Source organism: Actinomycetospora sp. NBC_00405, from assembly GCF_036044095.1.
GTDB lineage: Bacteria > Actinomycetota > Actinomycetes > Mycobacteriales > Pseudonocardiaceae > Actinomycetospora > Actinomycetospora callitridis.
This window is the reverse complement of the sequence record NZ_CP107938.1, coordinates 4,581,355-4,607,830: the sequence shown is the minus strand read 5'-3', so window position 1 is coordinate 4,607,830 and position 26,476 is coordinate 4,581,355. Positions and strand designations below refer to the sequence as shown.

The window sequence follows — 26,476 nt, the reverse complement described above, 5'->3', positions numbered from 1 at the left end:
GCCACAAGATCGGGCCTCCGGCTCCGTGCGCATCGCTGCCCTGGTCGGACAGCCGACGCCGATCCGCCCCGCAGACCTCACCTACGTCCTGTGGCTGTCGTTGATCGTCGAGATTCGGTTCGACGAGGTTCAACGATGGGATGGTGCTCGGCGAGTTGCGCAGGCACCCCGCGCTGCGGGCATTCGCGCTCCGATTTCGGACCGGCACTCCGCTGCCCGGTGTCGCGAGTGACCCGCCCCGCTCCGGGGAAGGCCGGCGGTAGAGAACGACGGTCGAACGGCGCTCCCGCGGCGGGCGAGTATGCCCGTGGTGTCGAGGCAGGCGGCTGGACTGGCGCGGGTGATGCACCGTGGGCGGCGATGACTGGTGGGCCCCGCGGGACTCGAACCCACAACCAACGGATTAAGAGAGCGCGGCTCCGTGGCAACTGCGCTGGTTGTGCCTTTTCACGCTGACCCACACGACGGCGAAGTTGCCTGCACTGCCCACAGGCGCGTCCGACTCGCAGTCAGATTCGCAGTCACCTAGTTGATCATACGGCGGCGACAGGCCCTCCTGTAGCCAGCCCCACAGGAACGGCCTGTAAGCCGGAGCGCGTTCACTGGCGAGGCGACCAGCGTCGCCGAGGCTCTCCCTGGCCTTGACCTGGCTGCTGAACCTCTTGGTGTCTCTGGTCGACCACGACCCGCGGTCCGACGGCGTGCCGGGATCGAGCAGGGCCCGGACGTCGACCTCGCGGTCATCGCCGCGAACAAGCACCACCGGGCCTCGACGGCCGATCGCGTTGACCTCGGCCATGGCGGGATTCAGGTGGTGGCAGGGTTCCGGCCGGCCGGCCGGTACTTCATCAGGACGACCCCGGAGGTGAACGACTCGGCGGAGGCCAGCTCCATTCGTTCCGGCGGTCCGCCGTCCTCGAACAACGCCTTGCCATTTCGCAGGAACACGGGGTGCACCAGAAGATGGAACTCGTCGATGAGCCCGAGCTCAGCGAGGGGCCGGATCACCGCCAGACTGCCGTAGACCACGATGTCCCGCCCGTGACCGCGCTTGAGTTCGGTGACCTCGTCCGGGTCGATGCGTGCGAGTCTGCGGGTGTTCTGCCACGCTGCGACCTTCCCCGAAGCGGAAACGACGACTTTCTCCATGACGTCGACCCGCCGGGCGTACGCGCGCATCTCGTCGGTCTCGTGGGGGTCCTTCGCGGCTCGGGGCCAGTGGCTGGCGAAGTCGGCGTGTGTGATCCGCCCCAGCAAGAGGCTGCCGGACTCCTCCACCAGTTCCCGCTCGTACTTCTGCACTTGGTCGTCGATCAGCAACCAGTCCATCTCGTCGCGCGGACCGGCGACGAATCCGTCGAGCGTTGTCCACATCGACACAATGATCTTGCACATCTGCCAGCCTCCATCGTGGTGTTGACCTTGGCGGCGCACCGTGTCGGGCCCCGCGGTGCCGGCTACTGGCCGGCACTGAGAGCCGCGAGGACGGGTGCGGGCGTCAGGCCCGGGAACCGCTCCTGGAAGTTCAGGACACCGACCCAGGCCGGACGCAGACCGATCCGGACCATCCGCAGACCGGGCTTGTCGATAGCCGCCACGTAGGCGTCGCCCGCTTTCTCGCCGAGTCCCGCGCGCTGCATGGTGGCGTACTCGGGCAGGACGCCCTCGACCTCGGTCAGAGTGACCTTCCCGCGCAGCATCAGCACCTGCGGCGGACCGTCGGCCGTGTCGATGGTGATCGCCACATCGGGTCGCGCGCGCAGGTCGCGGACCTTGTAGGTGCCGGTGAACGCGGCGACGACCACCTCGTCGCCGTTCCACAGGAAGTTCACCGGAATCAGCCGCGGCGTGCCGTCCTTGCCGGTATAGGCCAACCGTGCCAGCAGCGTCGCGTCGTTCAGCAGACGCTGCGCCGTGGGGGTGCCCAGCAGTCGCACATCGCCCTGCGGCATGCCCGCCGCCTGGGTGTCAGAGAAGCTCATGGACCTGAACGTAGGGGAGGAACTCCTAGAAAACAAGTAGTACTACTACTTCTATAGCTGTGTTGTAGCATCGAGGTCATGAGCAGCATGCGCAGCTATGGAGACCCGTGCGGGGTGGCTCGCGGCCTGGACGTCATCGGCGAACGCTGGGCCTTGCTGGTCGTACGCGACCTGCTGCTGGGACCCAAACGCTTCAACGACCTGCACGCTGGCCTCCCAGGCGTCAGCCCCAACGTGCTCGCCCAGCGGCTCCGCGAACTGGCAGAGCACGGCGTCGTACAACGCCGCGACCTGCCACCCCCGGCCCGCGTCCGCCTCTACGAACTGACCGATCGAGGCCGCGCCCTGGAACCGCTCCTCCTGCACCTCGGCCGCTGGGGCAGCCAGGCCCCCACCACCCCCGACGGTTCCCTCGGCATCGACTCCATCCTGCTCAGCATCAAGGCCGCCTTCGACCCGGCGCGCACCGCTGAGCAGGGCAGCGTCTACGAGCTGCACATCGACTCCGACACCTACTGCATCGAGATCACCGACGACTCGCTCAACATCAGCCGCGAAACCGCCCACCAGCCCCCCGAGGCCACCCTCACCACCGACCTCGACACCCTCCGCGCCATCTGCGAACACCAGATCACGCTGGCCGCGGCACTGGACGCGGGCTCACTGCACCTCGACGGCGTCGAACACGCCAAACAACGCCTCACAGGCCTTCTCCTGGCCCCGTTCACCCCGTCCCCCCACCCGACCGACGCGCCCCGCCCTTGAGTCGCCCGGTCTGCACCACCGCGAGAGAGGGTCGGTCGGCGGCGGTGGCCGCGTACGGGGCTCGGGCACCGGAGGCAGACAGCAGGTCAAGGCGCTTGGCCCTGTCGAGGCGGAAAGGCCCGGCGACGTTGGCGAAGTGCGGGTGCATGCGACGACGAGGTGCAATGGCCGCTGACGCTCGAGAATCGACACCATGGCCGCGGCGCTACTAGGTCCGCCGGGGCCGGCGAGAGAGTGTCTCGGCGTCACCGGGTGACTGACGTTCGTCATCACTGTCCCCGCGGTGAGGTCGGCGCCCGACGGCCGTTGCTGCCATCCTTCGTGCGTGCGGGTACCGCCACGCCTTCGCGCTGTCGCCTCGACGCCGATCGGCTGGGCTGTCGTCCTGGCCGTCGGGGCCGCCGCCCTGGCAGCGGCCCTCTCCCTCGCGGGTGGTGTCGACCGGCCGCCGCCCGAGACGGGACGGTCGACCGTCGCGGCGCCACCAGCCCCGCGCGAGAACTCTCCGGCGCCGGGCCCCGATCCGGCCGACCGCCTCGCGGGTCTCCTCGACCGCCGCGTCCCGGAGGTGGGGACCGGGGAGCTCGTCCCTGTCCCGGGAAACGAGCCCGCTCCCGGGCCGGGACGGGTCCGCGCCGTGCGAGTGGAGATCGAGCGCGGCGTACCCGTCGACGGGGAGGCGTTCGCGGACTTCGTCATGACGACGTTGAACGATCCACGTGGCTGGGGTCGCGACGGAGCGATGAGCTTCGCCCGCTCCTCGGACGAGGCGCCGCTGCAGGTCGTCCTGGCCACCCCGGAGACCGGCGAACGGCTGTGCCGGCCCCTCAAGACCTCCGGCAAGCTCTCCTGCCGGGACGGGTCCCGAGCGGTGATCAGTCTCTTCCGGTGGACCTACGGCACCCCGGACTACGCGAACGACCTCACGTCCTACCGCCGTTATGTGATCAACCACGAAGTCGGGCACTGGCTCGGCAACGGCCACCTCTCGTGCCCCGCCCCGGACGCACCCGCGCCCGTGATGCAGCAGCAGACGTTCGGTCTCGACGGGTGCGCCCGAAACCCCTGGCCCTACCCCTGACTCTTAGCCTCACAGCTCTCAGCACCCGGACCCAGACCAGTACGTCTTGACGCCGCCGACGACGTAGCCAGCGGTGATCGGCGTGGAGGGGCAGAAGTCGCCGAGCTCGCAACCGGCCCGCAGGTCCGGACCGGACTACGACCCGGCGGACGTAGTCCGATCTACCGTGCCATCTCGTGGTCCGCTGAGTCCCTTCTTGTTGCGCGCTTCTGCTTCAAGGACGGACGCCGCCGGCGCCGGGGGTGAAGCCGCTCGCTCTCCGCGACCGACGACGCGACACGTTGCCCGGCGACCGCCGCCCGCCGCTGTCACGTCGACGTGCTCCGCCCGCGCAGCAGGTCTGGCCGGCGCGAGCTTGCTCCGGGGCCGCGGGCAGCCGACTGAGAGCGGGTTCTGTTGCCGGGGGTGAGCCCTGGGAGGGTCTGCCCGTGCCCGCACCCACCTCTGCCGACGTCCTCGCCGGTCTGACCGGGACGTCGCCGCGCATCCTCGACCCCTCGCCAGATGTCCCTGCAGAGCCCGGGCTGTACGCGTGGTGGGCAGCGAGGGACGTCCTGCCCGCCATGCCCGGCCCGGATTACCCCACCGGCGGGGTACGACTGCTCTACGTCGGAAAGGCGACCCGGCTCCGAGACCGAATCCTCAGGAACCACCTCGCGCCGGCCACGGCGCAGTCCACGCTCCGGCGCTCCCTGGCCGGGCTCCTGATGGACGAGGCCGGCTGGTCAACGCGCCGCGTCGGCCGACAGCGACCGAAGGTGGCGCTCACGGCATCATCGGAACGCGAGCTGACGACATGGATGCGACGCCACCTCTCCCTGACCTGGTCCATCGCCGTCGACCCCGCCTCCGTGGAGGACGCCGTCGTCGCCCGTCTCCTCCCGCCGCTGAACCTGAACTTCACCCCGGACAGCTGCCACCGTCGGGCGGTCGCCGGAGCGCGCGACCGGTTCAAGCTTTCCGCTCCGTAGCCTGCGGGGAATCTCGTCCGGGTCGGGAGCCCGCTCGACACCGCGTGCGCGTAGACGACGTCTGGGCGGTTGTGGCATGCGCTTCCCCTCGAGCGACCAGCACCGACTACGACCGTGAAGTGATTCCGCCCGACGGGTGCGGCCAGATCCTGGATCAGCACACGCAGTGGGCCCCGTGGGACTCGAACCCACAACCAACGGATTAAAAGATTCCCGTTGCCTGCCTCACACAGCCTCTACCAGCAACTCCGTTAACGGCGCGAGCCTCGCTGACCTACTCCACGCACGCCCAGTTGACACCGCTGTTCTCCACGACCTGCTCCACGCGAAGATCGTCCTGGACTCCGTCATGTTGCTGACGAGTCGATCGACTTCCGCAATCGGAGCGCTGGTCGCCACAGTTGCTGGTCGCCGTCCTCACCGTGGTCACGGCCGGGCGGCGGTCTGCGTTCGGCCTCTAGCTGTGTTGACCGGACAGGTTTGGTCTCCGCTGAGCGCACGGCGGTCGCGTGTCCCGCCGGCGAGGAGCGATTCCCGGCGCTCGCCGACCGGGACAGGGGCGCTACCGCGCGGTGCCACCCACGACGGCCCGTCTGGGCCGACTTGACTATGCGACGTAGCCCTCACAATGAGGGCGGGGGCCCGGAGCCCCTCTCAGTGGCACCCATTGCCGCTACCAGGGTGGCCGACTCGTCAGCCTTCGCAGCCCCGACGGCTATAGACACAGTAGATTCCTCACGGCAGGCTTGCTGGCTAGGTAGGCCAAGAAACAACGGAAACTGAGGTATCCCTGGGAGGTGTGAAGTGGCTGAGGACGAGACTCGCGACCTGATTAGCAAGATCGATCAAGCGATAAATCAATTTGTTAACGGAGACGCTGAGCCCTATAAGGCGTGCTGGCTCCGAGAGGCGCAGGTGAGCATTTTCGGGGGGCGAGGCGCTCACGAAGTGGGGTGGGAGCAGGTCAGTGCCCGCTTGGAATGGGCCGCGTCCGGGTTCAAGAGCGGCTGGACAGTGCAGGAAGTGATCGCAAGTGACTTCGGGCCTGATTTCGGCTACACCGTCAGCCTGGAGCGGGGCGAGCAAACTATAGTCGGACGCGCCGAGCCGTCGCCGAGCGTCTTGCGAGTCACGCACATCTTCCGTCGAGGCGGCGGTGGCTGGGGAATCGTCCATCGGCACGCTGATCCGGTCATCGAGAAGACCTCACCCGCAGCTGTCCTCCTCCCTGGCGAGGGCTAGTCCACTCAGATGACTAACCATCCTCATATGGTGATATCCGAACGCCATCACCTCGCGAGGAGCTACAGGGCAGACCGAGGGCGCCTCGGCTCGCGCGCGAGCACATCGCCTTCGGCAGCGGACATACAAGCCGGTTATCGGTCATGTGCCCGGCGCCGAAGTGTGCACGCGCGTTGATCCTAAGCAGGTCGTGAACTCGAATCAACCTGTGGGCTAGGCGACGCAGTGCTCCCTTGAGCCTGACCGTGCCACCCACACGCCGCCGAACTCTGGCTAGTCAGTGTTGATCGACGAGCAGGCCCGAGGTCAGCCCCAAACACGTGCTCGGCCGGGAAGGCCGTTGCAAGAGTCAGGAGCTCTTCCTCTCTTTCGGCCGTCGCAACCGCAGAGCACGCCTTCGGATGAGCTCGACTAAGCAGACGCGGCGGCGCTACTACCTGTATCGTCAATCACCAGTCGAACACGTGTTGACCAACGAGGAGGAGCGCGTCAGTGCGCCTTATTCTCGACACCAACGACTGGTCAGAGGTCGGTCGGCGGGATTCGCGGGAGAGCATTGAACGCTTGGCGTCCTCTCGTCGATGGTCGGTGGGACCTGTATTGGGCCGCATCTGGAGGTATGATTTCCCGAGAAGCCGCCCACGAAATCGCGGCCAGCTGAACGAACTCCTGAGGCGTGCAAAGAACGGTGATCTGGGATGATCGAGGATCCTGAATCTGAAGACGCACTGGCAGACTACGTGTGGACCTCGGGGAACTATACAACGGGCAGCGGGCCGAAGCGGCGACGTGCCGCCCCACGGCCTCAAGCTGCAGTTAAAGGACGCCGCGCGGCTCAGTCGGCACAAAGCGAAAGCGTTGAACATTTCCGACGACCCCGAATCTCGCCAGATCTCGCACCTCAAGACCACCCTGTAAGAGACCTCGCTCGCGAGCTAGTCCGCGCCGAATTCGAGGGTGAGTTCTCTCCCGACGTCGCCAAGGAACTCGCGAGACAGATAGCTCAGCTTCTCGAACGCGCGAGGAACGGAGCTCTGTCATGACGAGGAAACCCGAGTCCGAGGACACCCTTAACGACTACATCTGGACATCAGGCAATTACCTGATCGACACCTCCGCGGTCGACACCGACCACAACGGCTCCTTCGAATCCGCCGTCGTCGACACCAACGCTGACGGCTACGGCGAGGTCGTCCTGGGCGACACCGACAACGACGGCGACTTCGACACCTCCGCGGTCGAAACCAACGCCGACGGCATCTTCGGGCTGGACGATGGCCGCGTCGACGACAGCGACTTCGAGCCTGCTGAGACAGCCGCCATCATCAGTCCGCTCGAGCGGGTCGCTCTTGAACTCCTCCGCGCCGCGCACTGGGTGACCGTTACTCCGGATATTGCCGAGGGGCTCGCTGCGCGCGTGGGCGCACTTCTGGACCGAGCCAAGCGCGGGGAGCGGTCGTGACCGAACCCGGGGAGGAAGACTGGGAGGCGTACATCTGGGTTGATAGCAACTACAGGCCGAATCCCGGCATTCGTCGACGCGACAACCCAGACGAATTGCAGAGTATCGTCGAGGTTCTGTCCCAGATCCAGAGAGACCCGAACCTCGACTGGGTGGCGCGTAGAGCACTCTCCCGGGATATCGCGTCCGCGATCTACAAGCATAGAGCCACGCTAAGGAAAGGTGACGACTAGGAAACGCTGCGGGATAGATGGGCCCCTCCTGTAGACGGGCTAAGCGTCACTCCGCGATGCGGAGGTTGCGACGGTGGTCGCTGACCTCGGTGACGGTGGCGGGCCCTTTGGCCTTGTCGGCGTCGGGCTTCTCGACCTTCATCTTCAGCCGCATGCGGTCCTCGGGGGTGGCGCCGAACTTGGCGACCCGGAGGCGCAGCTCGGCGGCGTACTCCCACTTGCCCTTGCTCCACATGGTGTGGTGCATCAGGGCCGTGTCGATCAGGAACTCCCACCCGAGGTCGAGCTCGTCGGCGAGCATGGGGTGACGCCGGAGCGCGTCCCAAAGCGCGATGGTGCGCGGGTGCCACACCTGGCCGTCGGGCAGAACGCCATCGGGCAGCTCGAGCCCGTGGGGCTCGTCTTCATCCACGACGGTCGTCATCTCAGCGTCTCGGCGGGCGGTGTCCCCCGCACGGGACCTCTGTGCTGCAGGAGCAGGTCCCCGACCAGGCATAGGGCACCTCCGAATCCGATCTCTGAGACTCGCGCACACTCCGAGCCGTAGCTACGTCCCGGCGTTCCAATGCCCGGGAGGAGGAGGTCTCTCCCACCCCTCACCACTGCACTCGCGACCGTCCGGTCCGCGTCGTGCGGGTGGAGTGGACGTTCACTCACAACAGAACTTCTTGCGTTGCTGCGTGCGCGTTCGTGTTCTTGTGCTTGCTGCTGCTTGCACAGTTCTTCTTGCCGGCCCTTGACCACAGTCACAGGCCGTGCCCTGCTCTCCTCACCGGAGGAGGCCAGGGTGGTCGGGGGTCGGGCGAGGGCGAGACCAGCGAGCCTTGTTGCCCTGCTGCGCTGTCTTGGCCTTGTGGTGGTGGCCGCAGAGGGATTGGAGATTGGCGATCCGGTGATCGTTCGGGTCGTCGACGTGGTCCACGTCGGTGGCCTTCTCCGGACACCGGGTCCCTGCCTCCACCCCGGACTGCAACACCTGCACGCAGCGGAAGCCGTCGATGTTCAGCCGGGCGCGGGCGCAGGAAGGGCCAGTTGCTGGGGAGGGTGTCACGTCGCGAGGGGTTGGCGTGGGCCGCAGACGTTGTCGAGGGTTCCCTCGGGAGGAGTCTGGATCGAGGCGGGCCAGCTGCGGATCGGGAACCAGCCCGACGACGGCGGCGCCCGGTGCGGCCGGTCCAGTGACTCGTTCAGGCGCTCGGCCAGCTCGCGCCACCGCAGCCGGCGCCACCCTGGCGGGGGTGGATCGGGGAACGGCGTGGACCCGTAGACCACGACGCCGACATCGAGGCGGCCCCCGACCTGGTCGGGGTTGTCCTCGCGCCACTGCTGGTCGGCGTCGCGTGGATCGGTGGCGGCAGGGTCTTCCCACATGCCGTGCAGGACCCACGTCTCGGCCGGCCACCCTGCCGGGAAGTACCCCATCCCGTGGTCGGGGTCGGCCTCGTGCAGCCAGTCCACCTCGGCGACATCGACCTGGTTCAACGCGCCGAGGCGCTCACCGAGCGGCCCGTAGACGGTGCTCATGACGCGCCTGCGCCTGGCCGGTGTCGGGGTGGCAGCACGCGACGTCGCCGCTGCGGACCGGCCGCCGCGGCTAGGCACGGACCGTCGTCGCGGATGGTCGTCCCGAGTCACCCCGGTCGACGATGTCGCGGGGTACGGGTGCGTCGGGATCGCGGTCGACACCAAACCACGCCGCTCGCATCACCTGGCCCCAGTCCAGGGCGCCGGGCGGGTCGATCGCGTCGTCGACCGCAACGTGCAGAGCCTTGAATCCGTCGTCCTCATCGGGCTCGCCGGCCTTCTCGTTCATCATGCCCGGCACCTTCCCTGACCACGAAGATCGACGTACGTCGTTTCCGACAACTCGCATGCCAGCACGAGACGTACGCCCGCAACAGACGCCTGGCGGCACGGCGAGGGGCGCCGCTCCGGTGCGCCCTCACCTCCAGGTCCGATCTATCCTTCGGGTGAACGATCATCAAGCAGGGGAGCACGTGCGTGGCACAGCGGAAGACGGTGTTGTTGGTCGATGACCTCGACGGCTCGGATGCCGACGAGAGCCTCGAGTTCGGCCTCGATGGCGTCAGCTACGAGATCGACCTCACCGACGCCCACGCCAGCGCTCTGCGCGACGCTCTCACTCCCTTCATCACCCACGCCCGACGCACCGGACGTGGCCGCGGTCCGGCGGCCCCGGTTCGCCGCCGGGCCACCTCGACACCGACGTCGTCGTCGACCTCTCCCGGCGGACGGGAGCAGAACCAGGCCATCCGTGATTGGGCCGCCCGCCACGGGCACCCGCTCGCGTCGCGCGGGCGCATCCCGGCCGCCGTCAGCGACGCGTTTCACCGCGACGACCCCGCTGCCCTCCCCGGCGGCACCTCCAGCAGCACGACCACCCCCGCTGCCACCTCGCCCACGGGCGAGGAGCCGAGCCCAGGTCCCTCAGCGGCCACCATCGACTCGTCAGTCTCGCCTCCAGGCCCGGACGGGCTGACCAGCGAGGAGCGCGAACGTATCCGAGCTTGGGCCAACGAGGAGGGCATCGAGGTCAAGGCCCGGGGCCGTCTCAGCAAAGACCTGATCGGCAACTACCGATCTGTGCACGCTCGTCGCTAGCTGCCATTGCGGCTAGAGAGACCGGCTGCGGATTAAGAGATCGCCGCACTCCGGCTACTAGGACCTCTACCAGCAACAACAATCTCGGAGCCAGGCACTCCAACCGCACCACGGGCAGTCAGTCTCCGCCGTTTCGCACCACGACCCGCACCACGGGCCCCGGACAGCTCGAGGCACCAACGTTGACGCCGTGCCGGCGACTCAGGATCTGACGGGTCCTGGTTGGATTGTTCTAGCCAGTTGCGATCAGTGGCGGATTCGGCCCTGAGCTGGGCGGACGCTGGTGGCGCCGTTCCGACCGTCACCGGCTCTGGCGGCCTTTCCCCCATCGTTCCGTGGGGGAAAAGTGTGGGAATAATCTTGCCTGTCAGGCCATGATCAGCGGGCGGTACCCGAGGACGGAGGCCGCGCCGGCGAGGTACGCGCGTCGGTGCGCTCGCGGGACCCACTTCTCAACCGGATGCACGGTGAGCATGCCGCCGCGACGATCTGCCAGCGGTCCTCCTCGGCGAGCGCCATCGCGGCGTCCTGCTCGCCCTGGGCTTGGGCCTGCGCCTCCTCTGTCATGTCCGGCACGGTGCCCGAGCTCGTCGACGTCGTCCAGACGCCACGTCCGGTGTGTGGTCTCCCCGTCGGCCAGGTTCCCCGGGTCCTGGGGTACTACGCCCTCGTGGTGGCCGGAGGGGAGACCTGCCCTACCCCCCTCTCCGGAGGTCGCCTGGGGTGCGGGGGCGGCGAGCGCCCCCCGCAGGTTTTCATGCGGTGGCGGCGCCTCCAGTCCGACTCGAACGCTTCGGTACCGCAACCTTACTCAGAACGATACTGCGCCTTCCCGCACCATCAACTGAATATCTCTCGCCAAGCTGAGGTTGAGATGGCAATCGAGCGCCGATTCAACGAATCGAGCAGCTGCGTTTGCGGATGGCGCCTTACCATTATCGAAGTCCTCACAGGGTGCGTGCGCGAAGGACGCTTGCTCTGGGCACGAGGAACTCCGCTTCGTTCCCCTGCGAGGAGGGGAGCATCCTGCGACCCAGCCACATCAGTGTTGCATAGATCCGCGTGGGGGCCTGCACTTGCACTGGAGCAGTGACAGCGAGACGGGAAACGTCGTGCTGCTCGTTGCCACCTATACCGAGGAACTCTACATCGGTTGTCCAGTAAGTCGCGTCGGCGTTCGTTGCGGTGAGCGCCATGGTCATCCTGTATTTGCCGGGCGGTAGACAGTCTCGCTTCGACTCGACCGCTCGCGGAATAAGGCCGAGTTCCAACTTCCCCTCGGACTTGGCCGTGTCGTGGTAAACAAACAGGAACCGCCTACCCACGTTGGGCGCGATGTCTACGGTCGTCGACTGATAGTTGTCTAGTTCAGCAACCGCGAACGGGCGCTGTGGCGGCCTTGGCCGTAAGGCGGGGGTGTCCAGTAGCGATTCGACGCCCATCAGCTCTAAGCTCACCCCGAGGGCGCGGTCCTGACCAGGCTTATTCTCTACGCGTAGGTGAATGTCGTAGTTCCAGGTGGGGTCTTGGAAGAGTGTCGTGTCTCTCGTGGGATCGTAAGCTAGGCGCAACTCGGGTCTGCGCCTAGCAGCACGAACCTCATCACGAAAGTTTATAGCGATGTACACCAGAAGCGCCGAGGTGGCTGCACTGACCGCTGTTCCGATAGCCTGAACGACATCCGTCCAATCTGGACCAGGCGACATGATCTCCCCCTGCTCAATCACCCAACTACGCGAAGATCATGCTAGCGCGCTCCGCGGGTGGGTCCGGCCGCATGCTCACGACTGTCGAGAGCTTCCCGCGTCACCGGGGTGCGCACTACAATACGACCGTACCCACTTTCGCCGACGTCCGGGCGGTTCGCACCGGTGGCGTCGGTGAGCTCTCTGCGCTCAGAGGTCGGTCGATCGATAGAACACCACGATCTCCCTTTCCCACAAGTCTCCATCTGCCAAGACCGGGATGGTGTTGTGGTACTCGCGCGTTGATTCGTTAAGCGCCTGTCCACGCATCTCTGAGATAGTCTTGGGAGTCGCCGAAGGCCGCGGCAAGCTGGGAGACGTTTCACGCAATACACCGAGGGAGTCACGGACCCAAAACACGTTTGAAGCGTCCATGAACGTGATTCGATAGTACGGCCACGGTGGCCGCGACGGATGGTTTCCCCACGTGTACCCGTACTGCTCGGAGAGCTTCACACTCTTCTCGTACTTCGAACTCAACGTCCCGAGGCGTCTAACGTGCACGACGTTCCCATCAAAATCTCGAAGAAGGTGAAGTAGCACGGGACACCGGAGCGGTTCTCCACCTTGTACTTGAATGTCGCCGTCCGGCTATCAGCTCTGTCCAACTTCACAGTGATCAAGCTCGCCTGTTTACGCCGGTCTTGAACCCGGGCGAGCTCCAAGGTCTGCTCTTCCAGCTCCCTCTGTTCCTTTTGGAGCTTGCCTTGCCTTGCCAGGTAGACCAGCGTGATCGAAGTTAGGGCGACCGCGAGTGCGGTGGAGATAGCTTCGAGCCAGTCAGGAAAGCTCGGACCCTCACCATCACTCACAATTATCTCTATGCTAGGAACCGATGTCGGCACCGCAAGTAGTGTTTGCAGAACAGTCACTGACGCTTAATCGATGGAAGGCGCCGAGATGTTACCGGAGCGGTGCGAGTTGTCAGCGCAAATTGCCGGGCACCACCGCGCGGGCGGGGTCGGGGTTGCCGTTCTCGTCGAGGACGCCGGTGTCGGGACTGCAGTATCCGGTCGACAGCTTGTGCTCATACGGTCCGCACCCGTCGCCCTGCGAGGTCCGGCTCGAACGCTCCCTAGAAGTTCCGCTGTCCTCCCCGTCAGTGTCGGTCGTCTCGGTCCCGGAGTCCGCCGATCCAGACCGGGTGTCGCGACCGGAGGGACGGGCGCTGCGAGTACTGCTCGACGGGCGCGTGCGGGAGATGGCCTCGGCTGTCTGGGAAGGCGCAGCAGGCTGGGTCGCAGTTGCACTGTGCGGGGCCGGGGTGGCCGCAGGAACGGCGACCTCGTGAGCCGAGGCAGAGAGGCTCGTCGGCTGCGGCGTCAACGTCACCGCGACCACGCCGCCGATGAGGCTAGACACGGCGGCCACAGCAACGAGAGCGCCGACGAGCATCCACCGCCGCCCCCTCGGTGCAACGTTGGTCCGCGGGACGGCCGTGGCGGCCGCCGGCGCGTTGGCAGGGCTGGGCCCGAAGCTCGCGATCTGAAGCGGCGCGGTCGGCGGTTCCTCCACCAAGACTGCGGCATGCCTGGCCATGTGCGCCCCCCGACGTCGATCGAATCAACCGCTCCGTCGCGCCGACCCCAGCGTCCGTTTCGCCGAACCCCCAACGTCACCCGACCGAGCTACCTCTCCTCAGCGCCTCCCTCGACTTCAGCGAAGAGCCCGAGCATCGCGGGGCCACCTCGTCAGCGGCCCTCATGCTTCCTGTGCGGGGTTGGCTGTAAAGCCGCATTAGTCATGGTGCGGTCACAGCGCCGGGAGATCACTCCCCGATGCGAGACCGCAGGCGCGGCGGGGTCTGGGTCATGAACGCCCTTCCGGTCGTCGCGGCTGACAGCGAGAGCGCGACCGAGTGCGGGTTCTTCGGCATCGGTATCTGCGTGACCGGGGCGCCGGCGACGACGTCGATGACGGACACTGCGGAGGCGTTGTGGTGGGGCACGTAGATCCGGGTGCCGTCGCGGGAGATCGCGCACACGAACAGCCAGGTCTGGCCGTGCTTGCGGTCGGTGGGCTGGCTCGACCTTGCCTCCAGGAAAGGCGACCGGTGGGGGGGCGGTCGCAGCGCTCGATGAGCAGGACTCCCTGTGGGCCGATCACCACGGCCAGGGCAACGGCCACTGACGCATCACGACGAGATCTGACGGTCATGAAGCGCCGCCAGGGTGCGGTCGATGCTCGCGAGCACGTCCGACGGAGTGGGCAAGGCGGGGTCTTGGTCGGCGGTGAGTAGCGCCCAGGATGCGTGATGAGCGGCCTCGTCGAACCCGCCGAGCAGGTGCAGTGCGGCCTCAGCGCGTCGGTCGCCGTCGAGGGCACGAGCGAACAGTCGGCTGATCGCGTCTCGAGGGGTGCCCCCCGGGTCGCCGGCCTCCCGGTTGTCGGTCCCGCAGGAGCTCACGTGGATGGTCATGCTGGTCTGACGCAGCCGGCCGGTTCGCCGTTCCCACCGTCGCGGAGCAGGTGGGAACGGCGACCCACCCTCACAGGTAGGCCCGGGCCTCGAGACGATCCTGCATCGCGAGGTAGGCCAGGATTGTCGTACGGGCGCGGTGCGCCCGTGACTTGACGGTGCCGACGGCGACCCCGAGCAGCTCCGCGGCTTCCTCGTGGGTGAGCCCGTCGAGGTGGAGCACTTCGAGCACCAGTCGCTGGTCCCGTGGGAGCAGCGCGAGCAGGTCGGGCAGCACCACCGCGGCGTGCTCCCGGTCGATGACCGCCAGCGCAGGGTCGCTGGGGTCGGTGCGCTCGGGCTGGTCGTGGGTCCGGTACAGCTCCCCGAACGGGGTCGACCGGTTGGCGCGACGGCGGCGAGCTGCGGTGATGGCCTCGTTGACGGTGATGCGGTGCAGCCAGGTCGACACCTTCGCCTGCCCGGAGAAGGTCGCCGCGCTCTGCAGCACGCGCATCCACACCTCCTGCACCACGGCCTCGGGGTCCGGCTCGACCCACGCCAGGTTGCGCACGAGGCTCAGCAGCACCCGCTGGTACCGGTGCACCAACGTTGCGAGTGCGTCGGTGGCCCCGTTGACGTAGGCGGCCAAGAGGTCTGCGTCAGCGCGGCGATCGGTACGCGGGTCGTGGTGGCGCTGGGTGGTCATGGTGGCCTCCGACCTGGGCAGGGCGGGGCTGGTGGGCCCCGGGGCGGTGGGCGGAGGCGCTTGCTGCCTCCACCGCCCGAAGGGCGCCGAGCGAGCCGTCGAGGCTCGCGGTCAAGGGCCAGCCGCAGGCTGGTCGCGCAGCGACGCGTAGCGCAGCGCAGCGCCCTTGACCGGGAGGAACGGCCCGATCAAGCTCCCGGGGCCCGTCAGCACCGGCCGCCGCGCAGCGGCGTCAATCTCGCGCCGGAGGCGCCCTGGCCGCCCGGCCCTGAGGAACCCCACGGCGGCTGCGCTTACCTGATCGACCGGCGGGCCCAGCTCGCTGCGGTCATCAAGGCCGCCGGTGGGCAGCAGGTGACGACGCGCCCTTGTCGTCCGGGCGTGCCACGCTCAGGTCGTCGCCGCGCTTCCCCCGCGGAAGGACGCCCGTCTCGTCCGGTCCTGGAGGTACGCGTGGTTCAGCCCGCCGAGCTCCGGCGCCGCGAGCAACGACGGCTCGAGGCCGAGCAGATGATCGAAGCCGCTGCGGTGGTGCGCGAACGCGGACCCGGCGGGTTCGCCGGTCTGGACCGAGAGTCGGCCGACGCGGTCGGGGCGCTGCTCGAGACGCTCGCGGAGGACTGGCGCGAGCGCCCGACCTCACCGCGGGTGTGGGAGCACGCGGTCCGCGCCGCGCAGCGCATGGTGCACGATCCGATCCGCGAGCCGGCGCCCCAGTTCCCCGGCCCGCTGCCAGCTGGCTACCGTAGCCCCCGGCGGGACAAGACCGACTTTCCGCTGTAGGCCCATCGCGACCGCTCTTCAGTGGCGTCCGTGCTCGGTCTCGCTGGGCCGCGGCGAGGACCGGGGGTCCCGTTCAGGGAGAGGCCTACGTCCACCGCTGGCACCGGCCGCCGACCCTCAGCGAAACTCCCGCGGTGGTCGAGAAGGTCGCGGTCGCTACGCCGCGGCGACGATCTCGGAGGTATGGCCGGGGAGGGCCGCGGGGTCGCCGTTGCCCCGTAGGCGCACATATGTGGTGGCGTGCCGCCATCGTCCCTGTTCGTAGGCGGTGTCGGTCTCGACCTCGACCACCAGTTCGAGCTGCAGTCGCGGTGGGAGAGTGACGTCAGGTGGGGTGCGCGTGAACGGCGAGACGGTCCTCGATGCGGCGACGCCAGCGCCAACTCCAGCACGGATCAGAAGTAAACCCAGGTCCGGTCAGTCGCGCTGCGCGTGGGGTGAAGACCGGCACCGCATCTAGCGTGGCCCGCATCTCCGCGGCCAGCGTCCGCGCCCGCCACGGCGACCCCGTCCTGGCTCTCGGCCAGTGGTCTCCGGACACGGCGGGGGCGGTTCAAGTTGAGTTGTGGGACGCACCTCCGGCTCAGACGGTGGGGTTACAAAGTCATTCTGAGACCATTTGACGCAGACACGAGGGCCAAATGTGCTACGAGGCTTGAGATTGCTCGTCTTTCGGAGTGAACTCGCGCACTTATCGCTCTGAGTAGTGGACAATAGGGCAAGGCGATAGAGACTGGCAGCGCGGCTCTGTGCGTGCGGGGGGCTTGGCATGGCCGGGTTGGCTGACGGTGAGCACGAAACTACAGACGGCGCCGTCTGGCGCCGTCGCCTCAATCTGGCCCTCCTGGCGATGAGACGCCGTTGGGCTGCGATTCTCGCGGGGCTGATCGTTATCACGCTTCTAGCCTTCAACCTATTCGCGGCTGCGGAGCCGAGACTCAACAACGACAATGGCAGTATGTCGGGCGGCGGGCCGAACGCGACTCTGTTGGGAGAGCCGCTTGATGGACCTTCAGGGCGTGAGCGCAGCGGCGGAAGTAGTCCCGGTCAGGGCAGCGGCTCCGGCGCCGGCGATGAGAGCGGCTTGGGCGCCAGCGGTGAGAGCGGCTCCGGCGCCCCGAGCGGCGCCCCCGACTCCGGCGGCCACAGCCGTTCCGGCGGCGTCCACGCCGTCGGTACCGAGAGCAGTGAGGGCAGGTCAGGGTTTTGGGAGTGGCTCGGGAGCCTCTTTGATGTCGGCGCACCTGACATTGTTGTCGGATCTCCGGCAAGCCGGTCTCCTTCGCCAGCCCCCGGCTTGCCCCTCGAGAATCTCCCCGATTTCATTGATCTTGTCGGCACAATGTCGCTTGCGCAGCTACGCGACTACCTGCTGAACGAGCGTGGAGACATCAAAGTGTCGGGGACGGACCCCGAGGTGCTAGCTGGGTGCGCGGTGCACTCCTCCGATGAACCCAATCTCAATCCAGCGAGGCGGGCGGAACTTGCGCAACGACGAAATGATTGCGTGGAAGCGGTCATAGCGCTTTTTCGAGCGGTGGAATCCGACCCTGACTTTCACACCTGCAAAGTGGTGATCAACGAAGGTGGGTGGGACGCGGAACGTCTCCTGAGGCATCCGTGCTACACCTTCGCTCTCGACCCTAGGAAGGACACGCCCGAGGACCAAAAATGTCACCCGGCGCGTGCCCTGGCTGCGCCATGCACTCGACCCGGCGAGCCCGCGGCGATCGCGCTCGAATTCCTACCCGCGGAACCTGAGGCCACGACGACCACGACGACCACCACCACACCCCCGACCACCACCACACCCCCGACCACCACCACACCCCCGACCACCACCACACCCCCGACCACCACCACACCCCCGACCACCACCACACCCCCGACCACCACCACACCCCCGACCACCACCACACCCCCGACCACCACCACACCCCCGACCACCACCACGCAGTCATCTAGTGCCACTCCGACCACGTCCGCAGGAAGCGGACGGTCAGCGACCACGACCACGACCCCGACCACCACGACGACGAACTAGCTAGCCCGTGGATCGCCCGCTTCCTCCTCCGCGTCGTCGCCGACGACCTCGAAGGTCCAATTGGCCGCGTCCTCCCTCGGCCCCCTCCGAGCTTGAGCCCCCACCGCCTACGACAGGTAGCGCATTGCCGCTTGCCGCACGATTGATCGGTGAGGTCGTAGCGCCCACCACTCTAGTAACCGCACTGATGTTCTACTTCGGTTGGTTGCATGCGTATTGGTTCTGCATCTATTTCGGCGTAAATTCAACGTCGCTTGGATTTACTACCCAGGACTACTTGATGCGAAGCGTCGACGCCTTCGTCGTCCCGTTAACCGTCGCGGTCGGACTCAGCCTGATTGTCATCGCAGCAGACCGGCGACTACTTCAAAGTGATCGCGCCGGTGGCCAATGGTCGCTCCGGGTGGCTGAAGGACTTGCCACCGTTGTTGGACTCGTGCTCCTGGTTATAGGCATGGCGTATGTCGTCGGGGCTTCCCTCATCCCCGGAGACGTGATCCCGGCGCTGAGCCTCGCCATTGGCGCGTTGTCACTGCCTTACGCAGCTACTCTTCGGCGGCGGCGCGTCGGGTCTGGAGCGCCCGCGGCGACAGCTGCACTCGCGGTGTGGGTAGCGACTTTCGTCCTGGTGGGAGTAGGGCTTTTCCTTGCCATCGGCGATTACTCCGCGCGAGTGGGAACCGGACGCGCACAGGCAACGGTAACGAAGTTGGCGGGGTCGCCGAGCGTAATTCTCTTCAGCACTCGGGGGCTCGCCCTGACCTACACAGGAGCGCAGGAGACCGTCTGCCCTGGAATCGAGGGGACATACCGCTACCGCTACGACGGGCTGAAGTTGATCCTCCAATCCGGCAACACATACATGCTCATCCCTGAGCGGTGGTCGCCAGCAAACGGACAAGCGATCCTGTTGCCCCGTCAAGACGGCGTGCGCCTCGATTACTCCGCACCAGGATCCGCCGTTCCCCCTCCAGCTTGTCACTGAGCGCGCCAGATCACAAAGTATGCTGAAGGCGCTCTTTGCCACACGCCTGCGCGAAGCCCGGGACGCCGCACAGCCTCCACTGAACCCGGTGTGCTTCACTCATCCAGCACCCGCACAAACCACTGGCTCGACCTCACGCAGTTGGACCCGCAGCCGGCTCGTGTGCGCCCCGACAGCATTCCGCGCGCGGCTGAGCCTCGACGAGCGCCCCGTTCCGGCCGACGCCGACCGAGAGGGACGATCGAGCGCGTTCCTCCCGCTCCCCTCGTCTGACGCCCTTCAGCGTCGAGCACGAGCACGAAAGAGACGGCAACCGGTCGAGAGCGCCCATCCCCGCAGAGGAAGCGCGACGGGCCCGGACCAAATGGTCCGGAAAGTAGCGCTCCTCGACGCGCTGTCGAGGACCTCGACTTCGAGATGTTGGACAACCCTGGGCTCGACGGCGTCGACGCCAGCGTGCACGGCCGCCAGCTCGGCATGGAAGCCTTCGGCCCCGCCAACTGGTTCATCCCGTACGACAACGTCGAGCATCTCACCGGAACACGCTGGCCGAACACGAGACTTGGAATGAACTTCCGACACTTGCCGTGCAGCTTCTCGGGCCCACGGGGGTTCGGCCGGGCCGATGACGCCGACCCCGCACGTCAGGATTGCGTCGAGCAGCGGCTCGACGAGCGCGGAGTCGTGGGTGTTGATCGCCGAGGACAGCGAGTGCAGCGGAAGACGTTGTGGTCGACGAGCAGCTGGTACTCAAGAGACTATGTTCAGCGGGCGGCCTCACCCGCAGGCTTGCCTCTTGAGCCGGCACGTCAAGGTGGGACTGGCCCGCCTAGCGCAGAACTGAGCTGGAGGGATTGTTCGCAGATGCTCCTGGCGAATTCCTGCCCAGAAGTCAGCCGAGCAGAAAGTGCCCTTGAGTTGACGGACAGCCAGCAAGAACCGCCTGCAACTGAGATGATCTCGAAGTACTGAAAGACGCGTTGGCCAGCTCTATGCTGGTCTTCCACGGCCGCCGGCCGAGCAGCTCGACGTGCATCCGTGACCAGTACGCCGTGCCAGGCAACCCACATGCTGATCAGATTTCGTGGACGCTCAGATGAAAGGGCCTATCTGCGGCATTCCCCGCATCGTCGAAGGTTCTGACTTGAATGATTCTGCCCGAGTTCCCTAGGAGCTGAGTCGTTACAAGACCTGGGGTAACCGCAGAAACGTCGCCGGACCCGATAGATGCGTGCCAGGCCCAGCCGCTAATGACTTGAGTAGTAAAGGTGACGTTGTAGACTCCCGCATTTCCCCGGTCACAGGAGACGCCACCAGACCCGCGGAAGATGACTCCCATCTCGTTGGCAACAACGTGCAAGCTCATGTCGGTTGACCCCTGCAACTCCCCTCCGGGAATATTTAGTACATCGCCTGGATTAATGCGGTCGCGATTAGTGACTTGAGGATTGAGCGCGCCGAGCTCGTCGGGCGTGACACCAAACTTGCGCGCGATCGCATTGAAAGTATCGCCTCGTTGCACGATGTACGTTGCCATCGCGACCTCCCCTCGGGTTGTTCACCACACGAACTAGGAAAACGCGAACTCGGTCCCATGCCAATCGGCCAATGCGGTGAAACGTCGTCTTCTACGTCAACGGCGCTTGAAGATTCCACCCTGCGCGACACTCTGGACGGGTACGTACTTCTACGTAGTGCATTCACTACTTTGGCGGTGGCACCAGTGCTGAACACGCCGCAATAGGTGCATCCGCCGTGTCGACCGACCGTCCGATGCCGGTACGGTCCCGCCTAGTTCGCCGGGAAACTCCTGGCTGGCAGCCTGCTGCGCCGCCGCCTGTCACCACATCTCACTCCCAGCGCTCAACAGGTCGCGGATAGTGAATAGCTTGCCGTGTGTCGTCCTCTACAACCGGATTCACCGGATTGGCCGCTAGCCACCGGATGCGGCTCGGTCGATTCTCGAAAACATAACCTGCGATCGGACTGTGAAGCGCCACCGCGGGTCCACCACTCCTGGGGGGTAGCCGGACATGCCTGAAGACGCGCGCCTCGAACGATTCCGCACACATGAACGAGTCTTCGCATTAGCCGAACCTGGGGACGCCGATCTTGGGCCCCTAGGTGATCTTCCGGGCAAGTGGAAGTCGAACGACAGAGGATGGAACATGATCGCTCTGCCGTTCGCCAAGAGCGCGACAAACCCAATCGGGTACCGGCTCCTGCTCAATCAGTATAAAGAGATCCTGAACTTCTCGCTCGTGGATAAAGCAGTACCTAATCGAGGCGTCGATACTCCCGCTGCAGCCGTACAGACTGATCAACGTGTAGTGACTCTGGACTACGAACAGCTCATCAAGCAGATAGCCGTCGCGGACCGCCCGCAGAGCACAGTAGCTGGCTCGATCGACCCTCCGGCGCCTATCCACCATGAGCCGGGACTTTTCCTCAACATGGCGAACCTGACCGACGGCGGACCCGACGTCGCCCGGCTTGCGACAATTCCTCACGGTAACTCGGCCCTGGCCCTCGGAACCAGCTCTACGATCGCCGGAGGACCGACCATCCCCCGCGTCAACGGTCTGCCTCTGGGGGTTGGACAGAACGTCGACACCAACCCCTACCTCGAGCCTTACAAGTTCTTCCGAGACAATCCTTTCGAAGGACTCTTCGACCCGACGTCTCCGCACGCCCTGCTCGAGCAAGCCAACGTGGGCCTCGACATAACATCCACAACAGTGCTCGACTTGTCGACCGAAACCGAGACCGAGACCGGCGGGATATCCAACATCCCATTTATCGTGAAGCAGGCCGATGCGGTCTCCATGAAGTCGACATTCTGGATTCAACAGCTCGCGGACGGCTCGAAACGCATGCAGTACCTTCAGGTCGTCATGCTGGACTTCTTTCCTCGCTTCGACGGACTCCCTGGCCTCATCGGCTGGCCGCACGTCAGCATCAATACGCTCGACAAAATCTCCGACCAGCCCGACTTCAATCCAGATCCTGACTTCTGAGTCGTATTCAACGTGGAGGTCCACCATGCCTCGAGTGCTAGACCTCGTCCGTGTCTCACCGGCCGATCAGGATCTTGACTGGCTGAAGACTGCCTTACAGGCCGCGGTCGAGCTAGAACTCGCCACCATTCCGCCGTATCTCTGTGCCATGTGGTCTGTCAAAGAAAATGCCGATCCCGTGCGCTCAATGATTCGAGACATTGCGATCGAAGAGATGGCCCATATGGCTACGGCGTGCAACTTGCCTACCGCCATCGGCGGAACACCAGCCATCAATACCATCGACGCGGTCCCGAAGTATCCGGGGCCCCTTCCGGGGGAGGTACATCCGGGTCTAGTAGTTCCGCTGGCCGGCCTCAGTAGGGACCTCATATGGAACGTCTTCATGGAGATCGAGCTTCCGTTCAGCGGACCAGTCCTATTCGCCGAAGGGATGGCCTTCCCCACCATCGGTGCCTTCTACGAGACCATCGCCCGCGCCTACGAACAACTACCCCCCGACGCGATTACCGGCGAAAGGCAGATCGAGGTGGGGGCCGGAACCGGCGCCGCATTTACTATTGCAGACCGGCTCGACGCGAAGCAAGCTATTAGCCGCATCAAGGAGCAGGGCGAAGGCAGCTCGAACTCGCCACTCGGCGACCCCGATACCAACCCTCTCACCGACGACCTAGCCCATTACTACCAGGTCGCAGAGATCTTCTACGGACGCCGCCTCGTGGCCGTCGACGGGCTCTTCGAGTTCGTCGGCGACGTGATCCCGTTTCCGGATGTCCTCCCCATGGCCGAAGTGCCTCCGGCGGGATACCCGGAATCCGCCGACTTCGACCAAGCCTACAAGAGCATTCTCGACAAGCTTCAGAGTGCGTGGGAGAACGGAGACCAAAGTGCAATGAACATAAGCGTCAGTGACATGTTCGCCCTCGAGTCTGAAGCTGTCGCGCTGATGGAAACACCGCTACCCGGTGGCGGCGGTACCTTCGGCCCTGACTTCAAGCTACCTAGCTGAGGGATGGGGATGACCCAACCGGGGGAGGTAGACGCGACCACCACGGGGACGGTGCGGCGCATCCCGGACCCACCGGCGCGTGATGCGCGGCGCCGTACGCGTACGGGCTTCTCTGGCCCAGTCGTCCTCGAACAAGTCGGTGACGTCGATTGGGACCTTCGCGAAGACCTCAGATACACCTCTCTCGCAGGGCGCGAGTACCTGGTCCCCGCTCGATCCGGCACCGACGGCGCCTCAGTTCCTCGTGTCTTCAGCTGGCTGATTCCACGTTCTGGCCGGTATCTGCCAGCCGCTGTCATGCACGACTACGCCTACAGGCGACGCGTCCCCAACGGTGATTTTGAGTATCGGGAGGCCGACCAGGTCCTCCTCGAAGGCATGCGCCGGCTAGGGGTTCCCTTCGTGCAACGGTGGACGATCTTTAGTGCGGTACGGTGGTCCTGCCTCGCGCGCGGTTACCGCGGCTGGCGTGGCTGGTGGCGCGACGCCGCACAGATCCTACTGACCACACTCTTTGTTTTACCCGTGGTAACCGTTCCAGCCCTTGGCGTCGGCGTCAGTTTGCTTACGGTCCTATTTTTCGAAATCGCTAGTTGGCCAATCCTCAAGATCGCTACGCAAATGAGCGGAAGCGAGAAGTTCGTGAACCCGCCGACCGTGAGTCCTTCTACATGAGCATTGTGAGCGCACCCGGCGCTGTGCCCGACGGCATCACCATCACCTGTGCTTGGCCGCTTTAACCCCTGTGCCTCCGGGTCGCCCTGTGACTTCATAACCGTCTCCGACGCCGACCAACACCACGGAAGAGGGCGTCGTTCGCAGAGAGCCTAGAATTAGCGAATAGAAGATCTTTGTCCAGTCGACCTCAGGCTTGGCCTGGGCTCTCCTAAGGCAGCGCCGTTCACCGACATGGGGGCCTTCATGACCGACATCTCCGGCAGCTTCGACATCGAGGTCGAGTTCGTTGGCGGTCTTTCACCGGAACAGGAGCGTGCGTTCGATGCAGCAGCGGCCCGATGGTCGCGAATTATCGTTGCAGACCTCCCGAGCTTCACGGTGCAGGGACGAACCATCGACGATTGCTCTATCACCGCTCAAGGTTCCGTCATCGACGGTCCGTCGGGCATTCTTGGCGAGGCAGGCCCGCGGATGTGGCGCGACGACACGCTGCTCCCAGCGCTGGGCGTCATGCGTTTTGACACCGCCGATCTTATTCGCATGGAGGGCGACGGAAGTCTTGAGAATGTCGTCTTTCACGAGATGGGTCACGTACTCGGGTTAGGCACGCTGTGGCAGGAGATGGGACTTCTCCAAGATGCGGGGTCGATAAACCCCACATTCGTCGGGCGAGCGGCGATGCGTGAGTTCGGAAAGCTCATCGGTGCTGACGGACCACGTCCGGTACCTGTGGAGAACAAAGGTGGTCCCGGTACGCGGGATGGACACTGGCGTGAGACCGTCTTCGGCAACGAGCTTATGACCGGTATCCTCGACGCCTCAGAGAATCCGGTGAGCCGCCTCACAATCGCGGCTATGCAGGACATGGGTTATACGGTCAGTTTTGGTAACGCCGACGAATTCACGTTACCCACCGCGCTGGATCTCGCCCTAATGGGTGTGGGTGCCACCCAGCACCCGCAGGGATGCATGATGGCTGGTAGCGGCCGACGCGGTACGGGTCCGCAGGTGCGGCCGGTGGCTGTGGAAGGCGGAGCCCGATGAGGCTCGGTCCAGTGTCCGACAGCGAATGTGGCGCGTAATGGACATCGAGGAGAAACATGAGCTGGCTCTTCTGACTCGGCGAGAGCGTTCGGCAGCCGGCCTATTATCGGCCATCCTTTTCGGGACGGCGATACTGCTAACAGCCGTGCCGCCCATCAAGAACGTAGCGTTAGCGAATTGCTCCCGGGCGACTGATGGTTGTATCGTGGGCGTCGATAGCGACCTCACGACCCTCGCGATAACTCTTGCAGGCATCGGAGCAGCCTTAGCCTTGATTGCTGTTCTGGGGCTACGTTTCAGTCGCATCAAAGGGCCAGGTGTCGAGCTCGAGAGTTGGAATGGACAGACGGGCGACCTACCAAAGACCGCGCCCCCTCAGACCAGCGATTCGAATCCCAGCGAGAGAGAGGACCTATCGCACCTCGAAGACCTATCCCGTCTCGAGATCGCACCCCTGCATATCGAGGAGCAACGGGTCGGCCAAGAAGGAGTAGCACCAGTCGCCGTTACCCGGCTGAATACTCCTCTACGCGATATCGAACCAGCCTATCTGCGAGACTATCAATCATGCCGCCGAGCGAGCCAGCATGGCTTCTTCCTCGCACACATCCTCGGACCACCGGCAAGGCGCGAACAGCGCTATGCGGTAGCCATTAAGCTGATCCGTCATCGAAGCGCGAGCGGCGATGAGGTTCGGGCCGCGTCCTTCTACCTGGGCCGCGCTTGGGGCCACCACGTATTCCCTGGCGAGAGAGGGGGCGACGGCAATTTTGGTATCGTGACGGAAGCCTACGGACCGTTCCTTGTCCTCTGCGAGGTTGAGTTCTCGGACGACTCTCGGATACTTCTTGATCACTACTGCGACTTCGAGAGCGGTGTGCTCGTGGACCGCTGATCTTCAGGCAGGACCGCGGTCGACCCCCAACTGAACGGCAGCCGGCGCGCCGAGGGCCGGACGCTGCTGTTCCTGCACGGCATCTTCAGCACCAGCGCCAGCGCGTTCGGCGGGCTGTTCGACACCAAGCCGGCCCGACGACGCCGAGTTGTGGGCGCACCTGGAGAGGGCCTACGACGGGCGCATCATCGCCTTCGACCACCCGACCGCCTCGGTCCCGCCCGAACAGAACGCCAAAGCCCTCCTCCGGCTGATTCCCGACGACGTGCACCTCGAGCTCGACATCGTCTGCCACAGCCGCGGCGGACTCGTCGCCCGCATCCTCGACGGCCAGCTCCCCCTACCGGCCAGCGGCAGCTGCTCGATCGCGGCATGCTCGACGTCCTGCTGAGCCCGGCCCGATGGCTCTTTGGCGGGAATCGATCACACGCCACGGTCACCGTGCGCAAGATCGTGTTCGTGGGCACACCAAACAGGGGCACCAACATCGTCGAGGAAGAGAACTGGAACACCTTCATCGACAGCTTGACCACCCTACTCGACGTATTGCCGCCGGGACGGTGGAACGCCACCACCCCGGTGTTCGAGGGCGTCCTCGAACTGGTCAAGGCCTTGGCCGCTCAGCCGACAACCCCTCGGGCCCACGCGCTATGGACCCCGACAGCGACCTCCACGCCGGCCTCGACCACCTCGCCGGCAACGCCCCGCTGTACTACGCCATCGGGGCGAACTACGAACCCGACCCTGAAAGCCACCGCCTCGTCCGGAACGCGGTCGACGACCTCATTGACCCGATCTTCCACCAGTAGCC

At 65.5% G+C, this 26,476-nt stretch carries 30 protein-coding genes and 3 pseudogenes; 18 read left to right on the top strand and 15 right to left on the bottom strand.

Features of this window, described 5'->3' with window-relative positions; translation table 11 throughout:
- Positions 1-403: 403 nt before the first annotated feature.
- The 3 genes from OG774_RS22715 to OG774_RS22705 all read right to left on the bottom strand — a co-directional run bounded on the left by OG774_RS22715 (position 404) and on the right by OG774_RS22705 (position 1,982).
- Positions 404-799: a hypothetical protein gene (locus OG774_RS22715; protein WP_328304569.1), complete on the bottom strand. Its 396-nt coding sequence runs from the start codon at positions 797-799 to the stop codon at positions 404-406.
- Positions 800-807: 8 nt separating this feature from the next.
- Complete coding sequence (locus OG774_RS22710; RefSeq protein WP_328304567.1) at positions 808-1,395, bottom strand: dihydrofolate reductase family protein; 588 nt, start codon at positions 1,393-1,395, stop codon at positions 808-810.
- Positions 1,396-1,457: 62 nt separating this feature from the next.
- Positions 1,458-1,982 (bottom strand): pyridoxamine 5'-phosphate oxidase family protein, encoded by a 525-nt coding sequence (locus OG774_RS22705; RefSeq protein ID WP_328304565.1) that lies wholly within the window; start codon positions 1,980-1,982, stop codon positions 1,458-1,460.
- A 78-nt stretch (positions 1,983-2,060) separates the two neighbouring features.
- Between OG774_RS22705 and OG774_RS22700 the strand changes: the two genes are divergently transcribed.
- The 6 genes from OG774_RS22700 to OG774_RS22675 all read left to right on the top strand — a co-directional run bounded on the left by OG774_RS22700 (position 2,061) and on the right by OG774_RS22675 (position 7,736).
- A complete protein-coding gene (locus OG774_RS22700) occupies positions 2,061-2,747 on the top strand; it encodes a winged helix-turn-helix transcriptional regulator (protein WP_328304563.1) in 687 nt (228 codons plus the stop codon).
- A gap of 283 nt (positions 2,748-3,030) precedes the next feature.
- Positions 3,031-3,828, top strand: coding sequence for a DUF3152 domain-containing protein (locus OG774_RS22695; protein ID WP_328304561.1), 798 nt, complete (start codon positions 3,031-3,033; stop codon positions 3,826-3,828).
- 428 nt (positions 3,829-4,256) lie between these two features.
- The gene (locus tag OG774_RS22690) at positions 4,257-4,799 is read left to right on the top strand and encodes a GIY-YIG nuclease family protein (protein WP_328304559.1); all 543 of its coding nucleotides are present in this window, start codon (positions 4,257-4,259) and stop codon (positions 4,797-4,799) included.
- Between the two features lie 804 nt (positions 4,800-5,603).
- Complete coding sequence (locus tag OG774_RS22685; RefSeq protein WP_328304557.1) at positions 5,604-6,041, top strand: YybH family protein; 438 nt, start codon at positions 5,604-5,606, stop codon at positions 6,039-6,041.
- A gap of 1,039 nt (positions 6,042-7,080) precedes the next feature.
- A complete protein-coding gene (locus OG774_RS22680) occupies positions 7,081-7,503 on the top strand; it encodes a hypothetical protein (RefSeq protein ID WP_328304555.1) in 423 nt (140 codons plus the stop codon).
- The gene (locus OG774_RS22675; protein WP_328304553.1) at positions 7,500-7,736 is read left to right on the top strand and encodes a hypothetical protein; all 237 of its coding nucleotides are present in this window, start codon (positions 7,500-7,502) and stop codon (positions 7,734-7,736) included. Before OG774_RS22680 ends, OG774_RS22675 begins: the two co-directional genes overlap by 4 nt.
- Positions 7,737-7,782: 46 nt before the next feature.
- On the opposite strand, the gene OG774_RS22670 is transcribed toward OG774_RS22675, so the two are convergent.
- The 3 genes from OG774_RS22670 to OG774_RS22660 form a co-directional block, all read right to left on the bottom strand.
- Positions 7,783-8,232 (bottom strand): phage terminase small subunit, encoded by a 450-nt coding sequence (locus tag OG774_RS22670; protein WP_442873905.1) that lies wholly within the window; start codon positions 8,230-8,232, stop codon positions 7,783-7,785.
- 551 nt (positions 8,233-8,783) lie between these two features.
- On the bottom strand, positions 8,784-9,260 hold the full coding sequence (locus OG774_RS22665) for a hypothetical protein (RefSeq protein WP_328304549.1): 477 nt from the start codon (positions 9,258-9,260) through the stop codon (positions 8,784-8,786).
- Positions 9,261-9,330: 70 nt separating this feature from the next.
- Positions 9,331-9,552, bottom strand: a complete 222-nt coding sequence (locus tag OG774_RS22660; RefSeq protein WP_328304547.1) for a hypothetical protein — start codon at positions 9,550-9,552, stop codon at positions 9,331-9,333.
- 185 nt (positions 9,553-9,737) lie between these two features.
- Here OG774_RS22660 and OG774_RS22655 point away from each other — a divergent pair.
- Positions 9,738-10,091: pseudogene (locus tag OG774_RS22655) on the top strand (histone-like nucleoid-structuring protein Lsr2); the annotation flags it as partial.
- 105 nt (positions 10,092-10,196) lie between these two features.
- Positions 10,197-10,358, top strand: coding sequence for an Lsr2 family DNA-binding protein (locus OG774_RS29890; protein WP_442874010.1), 162 nt, complete (start codon positions 10,197-10,199; stop codon positions 10,356-10,358).
- 378 nt (positions 10,359-10,736) lie between these two features.
- On the opposite strand, the gene OG774_RS22650 is transcribed toward OG774_RS29890, so the two are convergent.
- From OG774_RS22650 to OG774_RS22625, 6 genes are all read right to left on the bottom strand, one after another.
- The gene (locus tag OG774_RS22650; RefSeq protein ID WP_328304545.1) at positions 10,737-10,925 is read right to left on the bottom strand and encodes a hypothetical protein; all 189 of its coding nucleotides are present in this window, start codon (positions 10,923-10,925) and stop codon (positions 10,737-10,739) included.
- Positions 10,926-11,305: 380 nt separating this feature from the next.
- Positions 11,306-12,085, bottom strand: a complete 780-nt coding sequence (locus tag OG774_RS22645) for a hypothetical protein (RefSeq protein ID WP_328304543.1) — start codon at positions 12,083-12,085, stop codon at positions 11,306-11,308.
- A 494-nt stretch (positions 12,086-12,579) separates the two neighbouring features.
- On the bottom strand, positions 12,580-12,915 hold the full coding sequence (locus OG774_RS22640; protein WP_328304541.1) for a hypothetical protein: 336 nt from the start codon (positions 12,913-12,915) through the stop codon (positions 12,580-12,582).
- A 956-nt stretch (positions 12,916-13,871) separates the two neighbouring features.
- The gene (locus OG774_RS22635; protein WP_328304539.1) at positions 13,872-14,087 is read right to left on the bottom strand and encodes a YncE family protein; all 216 of its coding nucleotides are present in this window, start codon (positions 14,085-14,087) and stop codon (positions 13,872-13,874) included.
- 150 nt (positions 14,088-14,237) lie between these two features.
- Positions 14,238-14,522, bottom strand: coding sequence for a hypothetical protein (locus OG774_RS22630; RefSeq protein ID WP_328304537.1), 285 nt, complete (start codon positions 14,520-14,522; stop codon positions 14,238-14,240).
- Positions 14,523-14,592: 70 nt separating this feature from the next.
- Positions 14,593-15,210, bottom strand: a complete 618-nt coding sequence (locus tag OG774_RS22625; protein ID WP_328304535.1) for an RNA polymerase sigma factor — start codon at positions 15,208-15,210, stop codon at positions 14,593-14,595.
- Between the two features lie 453 nt (positions 15,211-15,663).
- Here OG774_RS22625 and OG774_RS22620 point away from each other — a divergent pair, with 453 nt between their 5' ends.
- Positions 15,664-15,993 (top strand): hypothetical protein, encoded by a 330-nt coding sequence (locus tag OG774_RS22620; protein ID WP_328304533.1) that lies wholly within the window; start codon positions 15,664-15,666, stop codon positions 15,991-15,993.
- Positions 15,994-16,149: 156 nt separating this feature from the next.
- Here the strand turns inward: OG774_RS22620 and OG774_RS22615 are convergent, their stop codons facing one another.
- Together OG774_RS22615 and OG774_RS22610 are read right to left on the bottom strand one after the other, a co-directional pair.
- The gene (locus tag OG774_RS22615; RefSeq protein ID WP_328304530.1) at positions 16,150-16,284 is read right to left on the bottom strand and encodes a hypothetical protein; all 135 of its coding nucleotides are present in this window, start codon (positions 16,282-16,284) and stop codon (positions 16,150-16,152) included.
- A gap of 1,383 nt (positions 16,285-17,667) precedes the next feature.
- Entirely contained in the window at positions 17,668-18,009 is a 342-nt protein-coding gene (locus OG774_RS22610) for a hypothetical protein (protein WP_328304528.1), read from the bottom strand.
- Positions 18,010-18,224: 215 nt separating this feature from the next.
- Here OG774_RS22610 and OG774_RS22605 point away from each other — a divergent pair, with 215 nt between their 5' ends.
- Complete coding sequence (locus OG774_RS22605; RefSeq protein ID WP_328304526.1) at positions 18,225-19,022, top strand: hypothetical protein; 798 nt, start codon at positions 18,225-18,227, stop codon at positions 19,020-19,022.
- Between the two features lie 1,075 nt (positions 19,023-20,097).
- Here OG774_RS22605 and OG774_RS22600 read toward each other — a convergent pair.
- Positions 20,098-20,559, bottom strand: coding sequence for a LysM peptidoglycan-binding domain-containing protein (locus tag OG774_RS22600; protein WP_328304523.1), 462 nt, complete (start codon positions 20,557-20,559; stop codon positions 20,098-20,100).
- Positions 20,560-21,055: 496 nt separating this feature from the next.
- Here OG774_RS22600 and OG774_RS22595 point away from each other — a divergent pair, with 496 nt between their 5' ends.
- From OG774_RS22595 to OG774_RS22570, 8 genes and pseudogenes are all read left to right on the top strand, one after another.
- Positions 21,056-22,039: a heme-binding protein gene (locus OG774_RS22595; RefSeq protein WP_328304521.1), complete on the top strand. Its 984-nt coding sequence runs from the start codon at positions 21,056-21,058 to the stop codon at positions 22,037-22,039.
- Positions 22,040-22,073: 34 nt separating this feature from the next.
- Complete coding sequence (locus OG774_RS22590; protein ID WP_328304519.1) at positions 22,074-23,048, top strand: ferritin-like domain-containing protein; 975 nt, start codon at positions 22,074-22,076, stop codon at positions 23,046-23,048.
- A 3-nt stretch (positions 23,049-23,051) separates the two neighbouring features.
- Complete coding sequence (locus OG774_RS29885) at positions 23,052-23,723, top strand: DUF1353 domain-containing protein (protein WP_442873904.1); 672 nt, start codon at positions 23,052-23,054, stop codon at positions 23,721-23,723.
- 246 nt (positions 23,724-23,969) lie between these two features.
- Positions 23,970-24,770 (top strand): leishmanolysin-related zinc metalloendopeptidase, encoded by an 801-nt coding sequence (locus OG774_RS22585; RefSeq protein ID WP_328304517.1) that lies wholly within the window; start codon positions 23,970-23,972, stop codon positions 24,768-24,770.
- Between the two features lie 37 nt (positions 24,771-24,807).
- Positions 24,808-25,665, top strand: coding sequence for a pYEATS domain-containing protein (locus OG774_RS22580; RefSeq protein WP_328304515.1), 858 nt, complete (start codon positions 24,808-24,810; stop codon positions 25,663-25,665).
- A 133-nt stretch (positions 25,666-25,798) separates the two neighbouring features.
- A pseudogene (locus OG774_RS22575) lies at positions 25,799-26,056 on the top strand (DUF7379 domain-containing protein); the annotation flags it as partial.
- Positions 26,038-26,277, top strand: a pseudogene (locus OG774_RS29880) (DUF7379 domain-containing protein); the annotation flags it as partial. The pseudogenes OG774_RS22575 and OG774_RS29880, both read left to right, overlap by 19 nt.
- A gap of 38 nt (positions 26,278-26,315) precedes the next feature.
- Entirely contained in the window at positions 26,316-26,474 is a 159-nt protein-coding gene (locus tag OG774_RS22570) for a hypothetical protein (RefSeq protein WP_328304511.1), read from the top strand.
- Positions 26,475-26,476 lie beyond the last annotated feature (2 nt).

Coding starts and splice junctions, on each gene's coding strand:
- OG774_RS22715 (WP_328304569.1), bottom strand. CDS start 799: ATGGCCGAGGTCAACGCGATCGGCCGTCGAGGCCCGGTGGTGCTTGTT.
- OG774_RS22710 (WP_328304567.1), bottom strand. CDS start 1,395: ATGTGCAAGATCATTGTGTCGATGTGGACAACGCTCGACGGATTCGTC.
- OG774_RS22705 (WP_328304565.1), bottom strand. CDS start 1,982: ATGAGCTTCTCTGACACCCAGGCGGCGGGCATGCCGCAGGGCGATGTG.
- OG774_RS22700 (WP_328304563.1), top strand. CDS start 2,061: ATGAGCAGCATGCGCAGCTATGGAGACCCGTGCGGGGTGGCTCGCGGC.
- OG774_RS22680 (WP_328304555.1), top strand. CDS start 7,081: ATGACGAGGAAACCCGAGTCCGAGGACACCCTTAACGACTACATCTGG.
- OG774_RS22670 (WP_442873905.1), bottom strand. CDS start 8,232: ATGCCTGGTCGGGGACCTGCTCCTGCAGCACAGAGGTCCCGTGCGGGG.
- OG774_RS22665 (WP_328304549.1), bottom strand. CDS start 9,260: ATGAGCACCGTCTACGGGCCGCTCGGTGAGCGCCTCGGCGCGTTGAAC.
- OG774_RS22660 (WP_328304547.1), bottom strand. CDS start 9,552: ATGATGAACGAGAAGGCCGGCGAGCCCGATGAGGACGACGGATTCAAG.
- OG774_RS22650 (WP_328304545.1), bottom strand. CDS start 10,925: ATGACAGAGGAGGCGCAGGCCCAAGCCCAGGGCGAGCAGGACGCCGCG.
- OG774_RS22630 (WP_328304537.1), bottom strand. CDS start 14,522: ATGACCATCCACGTGAGCTCCTGCGGGACCGACAACCGGGAGGCCGGC.
- OG774_RS22625 (WP_328304535.1), bottom strand. CDS start 15,210: ATGACCACCCAGCGCCACCACGACCCGCGTACCGATCGCCGCGCTGAC.
- OG774_RS22605 (WP_328304526.1), top strand. CDS start 18,225: ATGTTCTACTTCGGTTGGTTGCATGCGTATTGGTTCTGCATCTATTTC.
- OG774_RS22600 (WP_328304523.1), bottom strand. CDS start 20,559: ATGGCAACGTACATCGTGCAACGAGGCGATACTTTCAATGCGATCGCG.
- OG774_RS22595 (WP_328304521.1), top strand. CDS start 21,056: ATGCCTGAAGACGCGCGCCTCGAACGATTCCGCACACATGAACGAGTC.
- OG774_RS29885 (WP_442873904.1), top strand. CDS start 23,052: ATGGGGATGACCCAACCGGGGGAGGTAGACGCGACCACCACGGGGACG.
- OG774_RS22585 (WP_328304517.1), top strand. CDS start 23,970: ATGACCGACATCTCCGGCAGCTTCGACATCGAGGTCGAGTTCGTTGGC.
- OG774_RS22580 (WP_328304515.1), top strand. CDS start 24,808: ATGGACATCGAGGAGAAACATGAGCTGGCTCTTCTGACTCGGCGAGAG.
- OG774_RS22570 (WP_328304511.1), top strand. CDS start 26,316: ATGGACCCCGACAGCGACCTCCACGCCGGCCTCGACCACCTCGCCGGC.